Origin of the sequence: Saccharopolyspora sp. ID03-671 (assembly GCF_045278815.1) — a bacterium.
In the GTDB taxonomy this organism is placed as follows: Bacteria; Actinomycetota; Actinomycetes; order Mycobacteriales; family Pseudonocardiaceae; genus Saccharopolyspora; species Saccharopolyspora ipomoeae.
Map to the genome: position 1 here is coordinate 3,693,904 of NZ_CP134054.1, position 14,195 is coordinate 3,708,098.

Sequence of the window (14,195 nt, forward strand, 5' to 3'; positions counted from 1 at the left end):
CCAGCGCCGAGGAGATCCTGCTGGCTTGCGATCGCAGGAGCAATCCGGGGAATTTCAAATGGTGATCGAAGCTCGCGATTCCCGTCGCGACCAGCTGGAACACGATCCGAACACCTCCGCTCCACCTGGTGAAGCCACCCGATGGAGCGATCTCAGTCCAGCAGGCGGACGACCTTCGCCAGCCACTCCGACGTCGCCCGGTGCACGGCCTCGACGTCGGCCTTGAGCGAGTGGTCACCGGCCACCAGCACGACCTCGCGGTGATGAGCCGGTTCCGGGCGACCGAAGGCGTCCCGCTCGCCCTGCACGACCAGCACCGGGTTCTCGACCGCGTCGATCTCGGCGGCGCGGGACTTCTCCGGCTTGCCCGGCGGGTGCAGCGGGAACGCCAGGCACAGCACGGCCTGCGCCTCACCCGCCTCGGCGGTGCGGCAGGCCACCCGGGCACCGGAGGAACGCCCGCCGAAGATCAGCGGGAGGTCGGCGAACCAGCGCTCGCCGAGGTCCTCGGCCACCGCCAGCCAGGCGGCGTCCAGCTGCTTGGCCGGCGCGGGAGCCCTGCGGCCGGCCACCCGGTAGGGCTGCTCGACCAGCGCCACGTGCACCCCGGCGTCGGTGGCCGCGCGGGTGGCCGCCACCAGGTCGGGCGCGTGCACGCCGCCGCCCGCGCCGTGCCCGAGCAGCAGCGCGGCACGGCCCTCCTCGGCGCAGTGCAGTTCGGCCCGAGCCGGGCCGTGCGGGGTGTCGACCTCGATGCTGGTCATGACTCGAACAACGCCGCTTGCTCGGCCGGCGCGGGCACCGGGTCGGCGGGTTCCAGGAGGTCAGGATGGTTGTTGCGCATGCTGTTCACCTCGGTCGACACCGTGTGGAGCGCCAGCTCGCCGAGCACGCCGGGCTCGGGGCGCAGCAACTCGTCGATCTCGCTTCGCGTCGGGTCCAGCCAGTCCGCCCAGCTCTCCTCGGGCAGCACCAGCGGCATCCGGTGGTGCACGTCGGCGAGCTCGCCGACCGCGTCGGTGGTGACCACGGCGCAGGTCACCAGCGGCTGCGCCGCCGAGTTCGGGTCCCACCACGCGGAGAACACCGCGGCCATCGCCATGCTCCGGTCGTCCCGACGACGGCACAGGTAGGGCTGGCGGCGCTTGTCACCGGGCTGCCACTCGTACCAGCCGGTCGCGGGCATCAAGCAGCGGCGGCGCCGCGCCGACTCGGCGTAGGCGGGCTTGGTCGTGATCGTCTCCGCCCGGGCGTTGATCATCGGCGGCCCGCCGTCGGCCTCCTTAGCCCACGTCGGCACCAGTCCCCAGCGGACCGGGCGGACGCTGCGCTCGGCACCCCGCTGCACCACGATCGGCACGGTCTTGGTCGGCGTGATGTTGAAGTCCGCGCCGGTCGCACCCGCGGTGCGATCCACGGCGTCGAACTCCTCGGCCAACGCCGCCGGGTCCTGCCGCACGGCGTAACGCCCGCACATCCGCCCTCACCTCGACCAAGGAAATCGTTCAGAACTCACTTCGCGGCTCCGCCGCACGCCCCAACACCGCCTACGTCCGAGGGTCCAAACCTACCGCTTCGCCGGAAGCGTCGAGAGACACGCGATCGAGCAGTTCCGCGCCGTTGTTGCGGACGTTGTTCACCGCCGTCGACACCGGCCTGACCTCCAACGACTCCGCCACGTCCAGCGACGGCGGCGCCAGCAGGTCCGACACGTCCGGCTGATCGGGGTCCAGCCAGTGCGCCCACGCCGAGGGCTCCAGCAGCAGCGGCATCCGGTCGTGCACCTCGGTCAGCTGCCCGACCGCCGCCGCGGTCAGCACCGAGCAGGTCACCAGCGGCTCGGCCTCGTCGTTCTCCCGCCACGTCGAGTAGATCCCGGCCATCGCCAGGCTCGACCCGTCCGGCGGGGTCATGAAGAACGGCTGCTTGCGCCCGCCCTCGCGCTTCCACTCGTACCAACCGTCGGCCGGGACCAGGCAGCGGTAGCGCTTGATCGAGCTGCGGAACGCGGGCTTGCTGGTCACCGTCTCCGACTTGGCGTTGATCATCCGGCTGCCGATGGACTTGTCCTTGGCCCAGAACGGCACCAGACCCCACCGCATCACCCGGATCGACCGCTCGGTGCGCTCCAGGTCGGCTTCCGCGGCCTCGTCCCGCGGATGCCGCTGCACCACCGTGAGCACCCGCTTGGTCGGGGCCACGTTGAAGTCCGCGCCCGGCGCCGCACCACCGGTGGCGTCCAGGGCCGCGAACTCCGCGGCGAGCTTGCCGGGATCCTTGCTGGAGGCGTACCTGCCGCACATCCGCTTCTCCACCCTCCCGCGTGCCGACGAGCCGTCAGTCCACTTCATCCTGGCAGTCCGCTTCGCCCCAGGCGAGCGTCCCGACCGCCCCGGCGCTGAAACAACCGGGTGGAGTGCGGGATCATTGACCCATGACCCAGCTCTGGCCCGCTCCCGTCGCCACCGGCACCGTGCGCGCGACGGTCCCGCTGCCCGGTTCGAAGTCGATCACCAACCGGGCGCTGGTGCTCGCCGCGCTCGCCGACGGCCCGTCGACGCTGCGGGCACCGCTGCGCAGCCGGGACACCGAGCTGATGGCCTCCGCGCTGCGCTCGCTGGGCGCCACGATCACCGACGGACCGGACGGATCCTGGCAGGTCACCCCCGCTGACCTGCGCGGACCCGCCGAGGTCGACTGCGGGCTGGCCGGCACCGTGATGCGCTTCGTGCCGCCGGTGGCCGCGCTGGCCGTCGGCCGGATCGCCTTCGACGGCGACCCGCAGGCCCGCAAGCGCCCGCTGGGCACCGTGCTCGACGCGCTGCGCGCGCTCGGCGCCGACATCACCGGCAGCGCCCTGCCGTTCGAGGTCCACGGCACCGGCGCGCTGACCGGCGGCGTCGTCACCATCGACGCCTCGGCGTCCTCGCAGTTCGTCTCCGGCCTGCTGCTGTCCGCGCCCCGCTTCGACCAGGGCGTGACCGTCCGTCACTCCGGACCGCCCGTGCCGTCCCTGCCGCACATCGACATGACCGTCGAGATGCTGCGCGACGCCGGCGTCGTCGCCGACCGCTCGCAGCGCAACACCTGGCGCGTCGAACCCGGCCCGATCAGCGCGCTGAACTGCGACGTCGAACCCGACCTGTCCAACGCCACCCCGTTCCTGGCCGCCGCCGCGGTCACCGGCGGCACGGTCACCGTCCCCGGCTGGCCCACCCGCACGACCCAGCCCGGCGACGCGATCCGCGAGATCCTGGACCGGATGGGAGCCGAGGTCCGCCTCGACGCCGACGGGCTCACCGTCACCGGCCCGGACGAGCTCGCCCCCGTCGACATCGACCTGCGCGCCGTCGGCGAGCTCACCCCCACCGTCGCCGCCCTCGCCGCCCTGGCCACCGGCCAGTCGCGGCTGCGCGGCATCGCCCACCTGCGCGGGCACGAGACCGACCGGCTCGCCGCCCTGGAGACCGAGTTGAACAAGCTCGGCGCGCAGGCCGGCCAGACCGAGGACGGCCTGGTCATCGACCCCGCCCCGATGTCCGGCGCCGAGTGGCACTCCTACGCCGACCACCGGATGGCCACCGCGGGCGCCATCCTCGGCCTCAAGGTCCCGGGCGTGGTCGTCGAGGACATCGCCACCACCAGCAAGACCATCCCCGACTTCCCCGGGATGTGGACCGCGATGCTGGAGGAGACCGCGTGATCCCGGGAGCCGGCAGATGAGCAAGCGCGGGTGGCGCAACCTCGACGAATCCGACGTGCGGGTGCGGCCCGGGCGCGGCAGCAGGCCGCGCAGCAAGCAACGCCCCAAGCACGCCGACGCCGCCGAGGCGATGGTCATCGCCGTCGACCGCGGCCGCTGGACCGTCGCCCTCGACGGCGACCCGGACCGCGTCGTCACCGCCATGCGCGCCCGCGAACTCGGCCGCACGCCCGTCGTCGTCGGCGACCTGGTGGGCGTCGTCGGCGACATCTCCGGCAAGCCCGACACGCTCGCGCGCATCGTGCGCGTCTCCGACCGATCCAGCGTGCTGCGCCGCACCGCCGACGACACCGACCCCTACGAGCGGGTCGTCGTCGCCAACGCCGAGCGGCTGATCATCGTCACCGCGCTGGCCGACCCGCCGCCGCGCCCCGGCTTCATCGACCGCTGCCTGGTCGCCGCCTACGCGGGTGGACTCTCCCCGGTGCTGTGCCTGACCAAGGCCGACCTCGCCGATCCCGGCGAGTGGATCGCCAGCTACTCCTCGCTGGACATGCCGATCACCATCACCAGCCTCAGCACCCAGCCCGACGAGTTGCGCTCGCTGCTCTCCGGCCGGGTCTCCGCGCTCGTCGGCCACTCCGGCGTCGGCAAGTCCACGCTGGTCAACGAGCTGGTCCCGGCTGCCGAACGCGCGACCGGCGAGGTCAGCGGCGTCGGCAAGGGCCGGCACACCTCGACCTCCGCGGTCGCGCTCGCGCTGCCCGGCGGAGGCTGGGTCGTCGACACACCCGGCATCCGCTCCTTCGGCCTCGCCCACGTCACCGCCGACGACGTGATCGCCCCCTTCGAGGGCTTCGCCGAAGCAGCCGAGGAGTGCCCGCCGAACTGCGGGCACCTCGGCGGCACCGACGACCCGGACTGCCACCTCGACACCTACGCGGCGGAGGAGGGCGGCAGCGCCGAGCAGCTCAGCTCGCTCCGCAGGCTCCTGCGCTCCCGCGCCGGCCTGGACGAGTCCTGATCCGGTGATCTCGGGGCGTCCCCCGAACGGGGACGCGCGTCCCCGGTGAGCTCCCGGCTTCGTTGCTACGTTGGCCAGCGGAATCCGAGCCATCCCGCCACCCGCCGGAGGAGCGCGTCCCGATGCCCCGAGCCCGCACCAGGACTGCGGTGTTGTCCGCCGGTCTCGCCCTGACCGCAGCACTCGGTGCCTGCACCAGCGAGCCCCAGCCCCACGCGGCCGCACCCCGGGCCGCCGCCCGCCCAGATCCGCGCCCGGCCGCCGAGTCGATGCTCGCCGACACCATCGGCAAGATCAACAGCACCGGAACCGCGCACGCGACCATGACCGGCAGCCTCGGCGTCGTCGGACAGCTCAACGCCGACGGAGTCGTCCGCTACCGCGGCCCGCAGGCCGACCTCGCGCTCGACGGCAAGACCCGCAACACGCGCACCGAGAAGCTCGCCGTGTCCATCGTGGACAACACCGGGTACCTCAACACCCCGCTCGCCCGGCCCGACCCGAGCAAGCAGTGGCTGAAGATCTCCCAGGACGGCTCGGACTTCGGCTCCAAGCTGCTCAGCCCCGCCCTGGACCAGCTGCACGAATCCGTCGACCCGCGCGCCACGTTCAGCGGCGTCGAAGCGGCCACCCGCATCCAGGGCACGGCCCCCGACACCGTCGACGGCCGGCCCACCACCCGCTACGAGCTGCGCATCCTCACCGACGAGGCCGCCGAGATCGCGCCCGACGAGCAGCAGCGCGAGCGCTTCCAGCAGGCCGCCGACGACGGCGAGCGGGAACTCGGCTACCAGCTCTGGCTCGACGACCAGGGCCTGCCCGCCAAGTTCGCCGCCACCACCCGCGTCGCCCAGGCCGGCGAGGTCTCGCTGACCTCCACCTACCGCGACTGGGGCAGCCCGGTCGAGATCCCGCTGCCCCCGGCGAACGACGTCGGCGTCCTCGACGGACTCCCGCCGATGGCGCAGCCGCGCTGACCTACATCAGCTCCAGCAGGAACGGAACCTCCTGCGGGGCGTACCAGGCGAGCTCGTGGTCCTCGGCCTCACCGAGCGCGAACTCCGCGTCCGGGTCGCCGAGGTCCGCGGCGTCGATGACCTCGACCGCCGCCTTCACCGCGTCCTCCGCCTCGGTGGTGTCCACGTGCACCGCGGCGAGCTGCTTCCAGCTCACCGGGCCGGACACCTTCACCACCGCGTGGTCCAGGTCCGGCCGCAACGTCACGTCGTCGACGTCGGCCGAGACCACCACGCGGCGCTGCTCGATCTTGCCGTCCTCGTCGGCGGCCAGCAGCCGCAGCGACGCGCGAGCGGCCTCCCGCATCGCCGCGTACTCCAGCTCCTCGGTGTCGCCGGTGGCGTAGGACTCGCGAAGCGCCGGAGTCAACGCGAAAGCCGTCCCGCCGAGCGGCTGCAGCTGCTTGTCCGCCACCAGCTGCTGCAGCATCGGCAGCGTGGCGGGCAGGTAAATCCTCATGCGTCGACCGTCCCGATCATCTCGTCTACAGCTTCACCGATCATCGCCGCCAGCACGCCGACGTCGGGCATCGCATCCCGATCTGCGTTCAGTCCGAAGTACACCGCGCCGTTGTACGAGGTCACCCCGACCGACAGCGACTGGTTCTTGGCCAGCGGCACCACCGGGAACATCTCCATCATCCTCGCCCCCGCCGCGTACAGCGGCACCTGCGGGCCCGGCACGTTCGTGACCAGCACGTTGAACAACCGGTCCGAGAACTGGTTGGCCACCCGGGCTCCCAGCGCGTGCAACGTCGGCGGGGCGAAACCGCTGACCTTCACCAGCGCGTCCGCCGCCACCGACTGGCCCGACTCGGCGTGCGCCCGCATGGCGTGGCTGACCTGGTGCAACCGCATCGTCGGATTGCCCTCGCCCACCGGCAGGTCCACCAGGTAGGCCGAGACCTTGTTGCCCGCGGACCCGACCGGCAGGCTCGCGGTGTCCTGGTAGGCCGCGTCCGCCTCGGCGTCGTCGGACCGCACCGACACCGGCACCATCGCGCGCAACGTCGTCGACGGCGTGACCACCTCGCCGCGCGAGAGCAGCCAGTTCCGCAGCGCACCCGCCACCACCGCCAGCACCACGTCGTTGACCGTGCTGCCGTGCGCCCGCCGGACCGCGCGGAGGTCGTCGAGCTTCGCCTTGGCCACCGCGAACCGGCGCTGCGTCGACGTCGGCGCGTTCAGCGGCCCGCTCGGCGCGGGCACAACCGCCGCCCGGACCGCCGAGGCGACGCCGCCGAGCGCTCGCGTCACCTTCTGCACCGTCGCCGAGGCGTCGACCATCGCGGCCCGAGCGTTCTCCACGATCTCGCCGGGCCGCTGGACCACGTCGGTGGCGGCCTCCACCAGCAGCTGGGTCACCGTCGGCGCGGGCCGCGGCATCCACAGCGCGTCCGGGTCCTCGATCTCGCGGTTGCGCTGCACGTCGAAGATGACCTGCCCGATGTCGATCGCGCCGATCCCGTCGATCATCGCCTGGTGGGTCTTGGTGATGATCGCGATCCGGTTCCGGGACAGGCCCTCCACCAGGTACAGCTCCCACAGCGGCCGGGTGTGGTCGAGCTTGCGCGACATCAGCCGCGCCACCAGGTCGTGCAGCTGATCGTCGTTGCCCGGCTTCGGCAGCGCCGACCGGCGCACGTGGTAGGTGAGGTCGAAGTCCTGGTCGTCCACCCACACCGGTCGTGCGAGGCTGCCCGGCACCTCCATCACCCGCTGCCGGTAGCGCGGAACCAGACCGAGCCTGCGATCGACCATCGACAGCAGGTGCTCGTAGTCGAAACCGCTCCGCGGCCGCCGGAACACCGCGACACCACCGACGTGCATCGGGGTCGTGTAGTCCTCCAGGTAGAGGAAGGAGGCGTCGACGGCGGAAAGACGATCGGGCATGCCGAGATCCTGGCACACATGGCCTGCGGACCGAGGGGTTCACCCGCCGGGCCCTCAGGCGGGCATGTGACACTTGATGGTGTGACCAGCGAAGTTTCCCCGAAGGACCGATTCGTCACCGTCTACGGCCGCAAGCCCGTGTTGGAGGCGTTGGCCGACTACGACCTGCGGGTCGACAAGGTGATCGTCGCCGAAGGGCTCTGGGGCGGGGCCATCTCGGAGATCGAGGAAGCGGCGGCCGACCGCGCGGTGAAGGTGCAGCGCGCCAGCGCGCACCGGGTGAAGGTCCTCGCCGGGAACGGAAGGCACGACCAGGGCGTCGTCGCCGACGTCGTCGCCCGCCGGATGCGACCGCTCGTGGACGCTCTCGCCGACCCGGCCTCGGCACCGCGCACCGTCCTGCTGCTGGACGGCCTGACCACGCCGGCCAACGTCGGCATGATCCTGCGCACCGCGACCGCCGCCGGCATCGACGGCATCGTCGTCCCGCACCGCGGAGTCGCCGGACTCGACCCGCTGGTCATCAAGGCCTCCGCCGGTGTCGCGTTCCACGCCCCCGTGCTGCGCAGCCGCACCGCCGCCGAAGCCGCCGAACTCCTCACCGAAGCCGGCTACCCGCTCTACGCCCTCGACGCCGACGCCGAGCACAGCCTCTACGACACCGACTTCGGCGACCGCGCCGTGTTCGTCCTCGGCAGCGAGACTGCCGGCCTGTCCACCGAGGTGGAGGAGCGCATCGCGCAGCCCCTGTCCATCCCGATGGCCGGCGGCGTCGAATCCCTCAACGTCGCCAGCGCTGCGGCGGTGCTCTGCTTCGAACTCCGCCGCCGCTGGTCGGCCTGATCTGTCGGGGCCGGGCCGACCTCCGTCGGCCCGGCCCCTCCTTTCTCCAGAACGCAAAAAACGGGGCCGGTAGAAGTTGCCTTCTACCGGCCCCGTTGTAAGGAATGTGTCGGCGGTGTCTTACTCTCCCACACCCTAGCGAGTGCAGTACCATCAGCGCTGGGGAGCTTAGCTACCGGGTTCGGAATGGGACCGGGCGGACCCTCCCCGCCATCGCCACCGACAACCCTCGTTCCCACGAAACCGCGGGAAAACCATCGGGTGTCAATCAACGTTGACACACATATCCGATTATCAACAACCCATGGGTTGTTGTCTCAGACATCGTATAGTGGGTGCGTAACACCTTCGTGAGCAAGTCTTCGGCCTATCAGCACCGGTCAGCTCCACACATTACTGTGCTTCCACATCCGGCCTGTCAACCCGGTCATCTACCGGGAGCCTTAACCCACAAAGGGGCGGGAGACCTCATCTAGGAACAGGCTTCCCGCTTAGATGCTTTCAGCGGTTATCCCTCCCGAACATAGCCAACCAGCCGTGCCCTTGGCAGAACAACTGGCACACCAGAGGTTCGTCCGTCCCGGTCCTCTCGTACTAGGGACAGCCTTCCGCAAGTCTCCTACGCGCGCGGCGGATAGGGACCGAACTGTCTCACGACGTTCTAAACCCAGCTCGCGTGCCGCTTTAATGGGCGAACAGCCCAACCCTTGGGACCAACTCCAGCCCCAGGATGCGACGAGCCGACATCGAGGTGCCAAACCATGCCGTCGATATGGACTCTTGGGCAAGATCAGCCTGTTATCCCCGGGGTACCTTTTATCCGTTGAGCGACACCGCTTCCACCAGCCAGTGCCGGATCACTAGTCCCTGCTTTCGCACCTGCTCGACCCGTCAGTCTCACAGTCAAGCTCCCTTATACACTTACACTCAACACCTGATTGCCAACCAGGCTGAGGGAACCTTTGGGCGCCTCCGTTACCCTTTAGGAGGCAACCGCCCCAGTTAAACTACCCACCAGGCACTGTCCCCGATCCGGATCACGGACCCGAGTTAGATGCCCGGAACGACCAGAGTGGTATTTCACCAACGACTCCACCACCACTAGCGTGATAGCTTCACAGTCTCCCACCTATCCTACACAAGCCGAACCAAACACCAATACCAAGCTATAGTAAAGGTCCCGGGGTCTTTCCGTCCTGCCGCGCGAAACGAGCATCTTTACTCGTACTGCAATTTCACCGGGCCTGTGGTCGAGACAGCGGAGAAGTCGTTACGCCATTCGTGCAGGTCGGAACTTACCCGACAAGGAATTTCGCTACCTTAGGATGGTTATAGTTACCACCGCCGTTTACTGGCGCTTAAATTCTCCGCTACACCCCAAAGGGCTTTACGGGTCCTCTTAACGTTCCAGCACCGGGCAGGCGTCAGTCCATATACATCGCCTTACAGCTTCGCATGGACCTGTGTTTTTAGTAAACAGTCGCTTCTCCCTGGCCTCTGCGACCACCACCAGCTCCCACCGCAAAGGGCGTTCACCAGCAGTGGCCCCCCTTCTCCCAAAGTTACGGGGGCAATTTGCCGAATTCCTTAACCACAGTTCACCCGACCGCCTCGGTATTCTCTACCTGACCACCTGTGTCGGTTTCGGGTACGGGCCGTGCACACACTCGCTAGAGGCTTTTCTCGGCAGCATGGGATCACTCACATCACCACAACGGCTACGCATCACCCCTCACCCACAAGGCATGCGGATTTACCTACACACCGGGCTACAGGCTTACACCAGTACAACCACTCACTGGCAGAGCTACCCTCCTGCGTCACCCCATCACTTGACTACCGCAGAATCAGGTCCCATGCACTCAATGCTTCACCCGAAGGATCCACACATCGCGGATGGTTAGTCTCAACCGTTTCATCATGGGCGCATATGCACGGGTACGGGAATATCAACCCGTTATCCATCGACTACGCCTGTCGGCCTCGCCTTAGGCCCCGACTCACCCTGGGCGGACGAACCTTCCCCAGGAACCCTTGGTCATCCGGCGGAAGAGATTCTCACTCTTCACTCGCTACTCATGCCTGCATTCTCACTCCCACACAATCCACACCACGCTTCCGCGGACGCTTCACCTCGTGCAGGACGCTCCCCTACCCAACCCAGAAAAATCTGGATTGGCATGGCTTCGGCGGTGCGCTTCAGCCCCGCTACATTGTCGGCGCAGGACCACTTGACCAGTGAGCTATTACGCACTCTTTCAAGGATGGCTGCTTCTAAGCCAACCTCCTGGTTGTCTAAGCGATCCCACATCCTTTCCCACTAAGCGCACACTTGGGGGCCTTAGCCGATGCTCTGGGCTGTTTCCCTCTCGACGACGAAGCTTCTCCCCCGCCGTCTCACTGCCACACTCAACTCAGGCGTATTCGGAGTTTGGCTGATCTCAGTAACCCGTGAAGGCCCATCAACCAACCAGTGCTCTACCCCACCCAAGCAACATGCGACGCTGCACCTAAATGCATTTCGGGGAGAACCAGCTATCACGGAGTTTGATTGGCCTTTCACCCCTACCCACAGCTCATCCCCCAGGTTTTCAACCCTGGTGGGTTCGGGCCTCCACACGGTCTTACCCGCGCTTCACCCTGGCCATGGGTAGATCACCCCGCTTCGGGTCTACACCACGCGACTAGAACGCCCTATTCAGACTCGCTTTCGCTCCGGCTACCCCACAACCAGGTTAACCTCGCCACGCAGCAGTAACTCGCAGGCTCATTCTTCAAAAGGCACGCCATCACCCCTGCAAAGGAGGCTCTGACGGATTGCAGGCACATGGTTTCAGGAACTATTTCACTCCCCTCCCGGGGTACTTTTCACCATTCCCTCACGGTACTATCCACTATCGGTCACCAGGAAGTATTTAGGCTTAGCGAGTGGTCCCGCCAGATTCACAGCACCCTCCACGAAAGCGCTGCTACTCGGGAACACCACCACACGCACAACAATGACTTTCGCCTACCGGACTCTCACCGTCTACGGTCAGGTTTCCCAACCTATTCAACTAGCCATCATCGCCACGCTGGCGGACTGGTAGATCCGCCCAACAGTGTCCCACAACCCCGCACACGCAACCCCTACCAGGTATCCCACGCGCACGGTTTAGCCTCTTCCGCTTTCGCTCGCCACTACTCACGGAATCACCAGTGTTTTCTCTTCCTACGGGTACTAAGATGTTTCACTTCCCCGCGTTCCCCCTCACACCCTATATATTCAGGCATGAGTAACCCGACATCACTCGGGCTGGGTTACCCCATTCGGACACCCTCGGATCACAGCTCGTTTGACAACTCCCCGAGGACTATCGCGGCCTACCACGTCCTTCATCGGCCCCTGGTACCAAGGCATCCACCATGTGCCCTAAAAAACTTGGCCACAAAGATGCTCGCACCCACTATACAATTCTCAAACAACAACCCGAGAAACAACACACACTCACAACGAGCGCAGTGTGCTCTCTCAGATACCCAACAGTGAACCGTTTCGCTAAACGTTAGTGTGTTCCACAATCCATCGAGCACCCAGACAGCACCACACTCGGATGCTAAATCTGGAAACTCCCGAACCACGTTCGGGGTTTGATTGCTCCTTAGAAAGGAGGTGATCCAGCCGCACCTTCCGGTACGGCTACCTTGTTACGACTTCGTCCCAATCGCCAGTCCCACCTTCGACCACTCCCTCCCACAAGGGGTTAGGCCATGGGCTTCGGGTGTTACCGACTTTCATGACGTGACGGGCGGTGTGTACAAGGCCCGGGAACGTATTCACCGCAGCAATGCTGATCTGCGATTACTAGCGACTCCGACTTCACGGGGTCGAGTTGCAGACCCCGATCCGAACTGAGACCGGCTTTAAGGGATTCGCTCCACCTCACAGTATCGCAACCCTCTGTACCGGCCATTGTAGCATGTGTGAAGCCCTGGGCATAAGGGGCATGATGACTTGACGTCATCCCCACCTTCCTCCGAGTTGACCCCGGCAGTCCCCTACGAGTCCCCGCCATCACGCGCTGGCAACATAGGGCAAGGGTTGCGCTCGTTGCGGGACTTAACCCAACATCTCACGACACGAGCTGACGACAGCCATGCACCACCTGTACACCAACCACAAGGGAAACCCCATCTCTGAGGCTGTCTAGTGCATGTCAAACCCAGGTAAGGTTCTTCGCGTTGCATCGAATTAATCCACATGCTCCGCCGCTTGTGCGGGCCCCCGTCAATTCCTTTGAGTTTTAGCCTTGCGGCCGTACTCCCCAGGCGGGGCGCTTAATGCGTTAGCTACGGCACGGAAACGGTGGAACCCATCCCCACACCTAGCGCCCAACGTTTACGGCATGGACTACCAGGGTATCTAATCCTGTTCGCTCCCCATGCTTTCGCTCCTCAGCGTCAGTATCGGCCCAGAGACCCGCCTTCGCCACCGGTGTTCCTCCTGATATCTGCGCATTTCACCGCTACACCAGGAATTCCAGTCTCCCCTGCCGAACTCAAGTCTGCCCGTATCGACCGCACGCCCACAGTTAAGCTGCAGGTTTTCACGGCCGACGCGACAAACCGCCTACGAGCTCTTTACGCCCAATAAATCCGGACAACGCTCGCACCCTACGTATTACCGCGGCTGCTGGCACGTAGTTAGCCGGTGCTTCTTCTACAGGTACCGTCACTCGCGCTTCGTCCCTGTCGAAAGAGGTTTACAACCCGAAGGCCGTCATCCCCCACGCGGCGTTGCTGCGTCAGGCTTTCGCCCATTGCGCAAGATTCCCCACTGCTGCCTCCCGTAGGAGTCTGGGCCGTGTCTCAGTCCCAGTGTGGCCGGTCACCCTCTCAGGCCGGCTACCCGTCGTCGCCTTGGTAGGCCACTACCCCACCAACAAGCTGATAGGCCGCGGGCTCATCCTGCACCGCCGGAACTTTCCACACGCACACCATGCGGTGACGTGTCGTATCCGGTATTAGACCTCGTTTCCAAGGCTTATCCCAGAGTGCAGGGCAGATTACCCACGTGTTACTCACCCGTTCGCCACTAATCCACCACCGAAGCGGCTTCATCGTTCGACTTGCATGTGTTAAGCACGCCGCCAGCGTTCGTCCTGAGCCAGGATCAAACTCTCCAACAATGCCTTGTTGAAACAATCCCAGCACACACTCAACAACCACAAAGGTCGGAGCGTGATACTCAAAGAAACCACCAACCACCATCAGCAGGCAAAACCCGCATCCAGTTGGTTAGGGGCATAAAAGAACACTAACCAAAACAGTCCACTGTTGAGTTCTCAAAGAACACACCCACACCATCCCTCACCACCCATTCCAGGGCCGCAAAGTCCGGGGAGTCATTTCCTCGGTGATTCCCGCTCTCGCGGTGTTTCCCACTTTAGACCATCCTGATTTCCTCGGTCAAACCGGGGGGTCTCATTCTCGGCCGTTGCTTTTCCGTGACCTTCAAGCAAGTCCCGTACTCCGCAACATCAAGCGAAACAACCGCTCAATCGGTATTCACATTATCAAAAGGTCTTACCCGTTCTCACCGGGCTCCGAACACGCTACCACCCGAAGGTTTAAGCGAGGTTCTCGGGGCCCCGTCAGGCCCGGCCCGGTTTTCCCCGGTCCGTGTCGCGCTGACATGGAATACTTTACGCACACCCGAAAACCCCCTGAACACCAC

General features: G+C 66.2%; 9 protein-coding genes and 3 rRNA genes. 4 read left to right on the forward strand and 8 right to left on the reverse strand.

Annotated features, from left to right (window positions below):
• Positions 1–152 precede the first annotated feature (152 nt).
• From REH65_RS16965 to REH65_RS16975, 3 genes are all read right to left on the reverse strand, one after another.
• On the reverse strand, positions 153–764 hold the full coding sequence (locus REH65_RS16965) for an alpha/beta family hydrolase (protein ID WP_406688282.1): 612 nt from the start codon (positions 762–764) through the stop codon (positions 153–155).
• Positions 761–1,477 carry an SOS response-associated peptidase gene (locus REH65_RS16970; protein ID WP_406688283.1) on the reverse strand — a complete coding sequence of 239 codons (717 nt, stop codon included), beginning with the start codon at positions 1,475–1,477 and terminating at the stop codon, positions 761–763. Before REH65_RS16970 ends, REH65_RS16965 begins: the two co-directional genes overlap by 4 nt.
• Before the next feature lie 70 nt (positions 1,478–1,547).
• Positions 1,548–2,303 carry an SOS response-associated peptidase gene (locus tag REH65_RS16975; protein WP_281458295.1) on the reverse strand — a complete coding sequence of 252 codons (756 nt, stop codon included), beginning with the start codon at positions 2,301–2,303 and terminating at the stop codon, positions 1,548–1,550.
• A gap of 131 nt (positions 2,304–2,434) precedes the next feature.
• On the opposite strand from REH65_RS16975, the gene aroA reads away from it, so the two are divergent.
• The 3 genes from aroA to REH65_RS16990 all read left to right on the forward strand — a co-directional run bounded on the left by aroA (position 2,435) and on the right by REH65_RS16990 (position 5,704).
• Complete coding sequence (aroA, locus tag REH65_RS16980; protein WP_406688284.1) at positions 2,435–3,703, forward strand: 3-phosphoshikimate 1-carboxyvinyltransferase; 1,269 nt, start codon at positions 2,435–2,437, stop codon at positions 3,701–3,703.
• Between the two features lie 16 nt (positions 3,704–3,719).
• On the forward strand, positions 3,720–4,727 hold the full coding sequence (gene rsgA / locus REH65_RS16985; protein ID WP_406688285.1) for a ribosome small subunit-dependent GTPase A: 1,008 nt from the start codon (positions 3,720–3,722) through the stop codon (positions 4,725–4,727).
• 122 nt (positions 4,728–4,849) lie between these two features.
• Entirely contained in the window at positions 4,850–5,704 is an 855-nt protein-coding gene (locus REH65_RS16990; RefSeq protein WP_281458292.1) for a hypothetical protein, read from the forward strand.
• Between the two features lies 1 nt (position 5,705).
• On the opposite strand, the gene REH65_RS16995 is transcribed toward REH65_RS16990, so the two are convergent.
• Both REH65_RS16995 and REH65_RS17000 read right to left on the reverse strand, forming a co-directional pair.
• Complete coding sequence (locus REH65_RS16995) at positions 5,706–6,203, reverse strand: DUF6912 family protein (protein WP_281458291.1); 498 nt, start codon at positions 6,201–6,203, stop codon at positions 5,706–5,708.
• Positions 6,200–7,636 carry a WS/DGAT/MGAT family O-acyltransferase gene (locus tag REH65_RS17000; protein WP_406688286.1) on the reverse strand — a complete coding sequence of 479 codons (1,437 nt, stop codon included), beginning with the start codon at positions 7,634–7,636 and terminating at the stop codon, positions 6,200–6,202. Before REH65_RS17000 ends, REH65_RS16995 begins: the two co-directional genes overlap by 4 nt.
• 81 nt (positions 7,637–7,717) lie before the next feature.
• Here REH65_RS17000 and REH65_RS17005 point away from each other — a divergent pair, with 81 nt between their 5' ends.
• Complete coding sequence (locus REH65_RS17005) at positions 7,718–8,479, forward strand: TrmH family RNA methyltransferase (protein ID WP_406688287.1); 762 nt, start codon at positions 7,718–7,720, stop codon at positions 8,477–8,479.
• A 107-nt stretch (positions 8,480–8,586) separates the two neighbouring features.
• Here the strand turns inward: REH65_RS17005 and rrf are convergent.
• The 3 genes from rrf to REH65_RS17020 form a co-directional block, all read right to left on the reverse strand.
• A 5S ribosomal RNA gene (rrf, locus tag REH65_RS17010) occupies positions 8,587–8,703 on the reverse strand.
• A gap of 126 nt (positions 8,704–8,829) precedes the next feature.
• Positions 8,830–11,906 (reverse strand): 23S ribosomal RNA (locus REH65_RS17015).
• Positions 11,907–12,124: 218 nt separating this feature from the next.
• Positions 12,125–13,647: ribosomal RNA gene (locus tag REH65_RS17020) — 16S ribosomal RNA — on the reverse strand.
• Together the 16S, 23S and 5S rRNA genes form the textbook arrangement of a ribosomal RNA operon.
• Positions 13,648–14,195: the final 548 nt, after the last annotated feature.

Bases quoted from the DNA above. Each gene is read 5' to 3' on its own strand.
- REH65_RS16965 (WP_406688282.1), bottom strand. From the start codon at position 764: ATGACCAGCATCGAGGTCGACACCCCGCACGGCCCGGCTCGGGCCGAA.
- REH65_RS16990 (WP_281458292.1), top strand. From the start codon at position 4,850: ATGCCCCGAGCCCGCACCAGGACTGCGGTGTTGTCCGCCGGTCTCGCC.
- REH65_RS17000 (WP_406688286.1), bottom strand. From the start codon at position 7,636: ATGCCCGATCGTCTTTCCGCCGTCGACGCCTCCTTCCTCTACCTGGAG.
- aroA (WP_406688284.1), top strand. From the start codon at position 2,435: ATGACCCAGCTCTGGCCCGCTCCCGTCGCCACCGGCACCGTGCGCGCG.
- rsgA (WP_406688285.1), top strand. From the start codon at position 3,720: ATGAGCAAGCGCGGGTGGCGCAACCTCGACGAATCCGACGTGCGGGTG.
- REH65_RS16975 (WP_281458295.1), bottom strand. From the start codon at position 2,303: ATGTGCGGCAGGTACGCCTCCAGCAAGGATCCCGGCAAGCTCGCCGCG.
- REH65_RS16970 (WP_406688283.1), bottom strand. From the start codon at position 1,477: ATGTGCGGGCGTTACGCCGTGCGGCAGGACCCGGCGGCGTTGGCCGAG.
- REH65_RS16995 (WP_281458291.1), bottom strand. From the start codon at position 6,203: ATGAGGATTTACCTGCCCGCCACGCTGCCGATGCTGCAGCAGCTGGTG.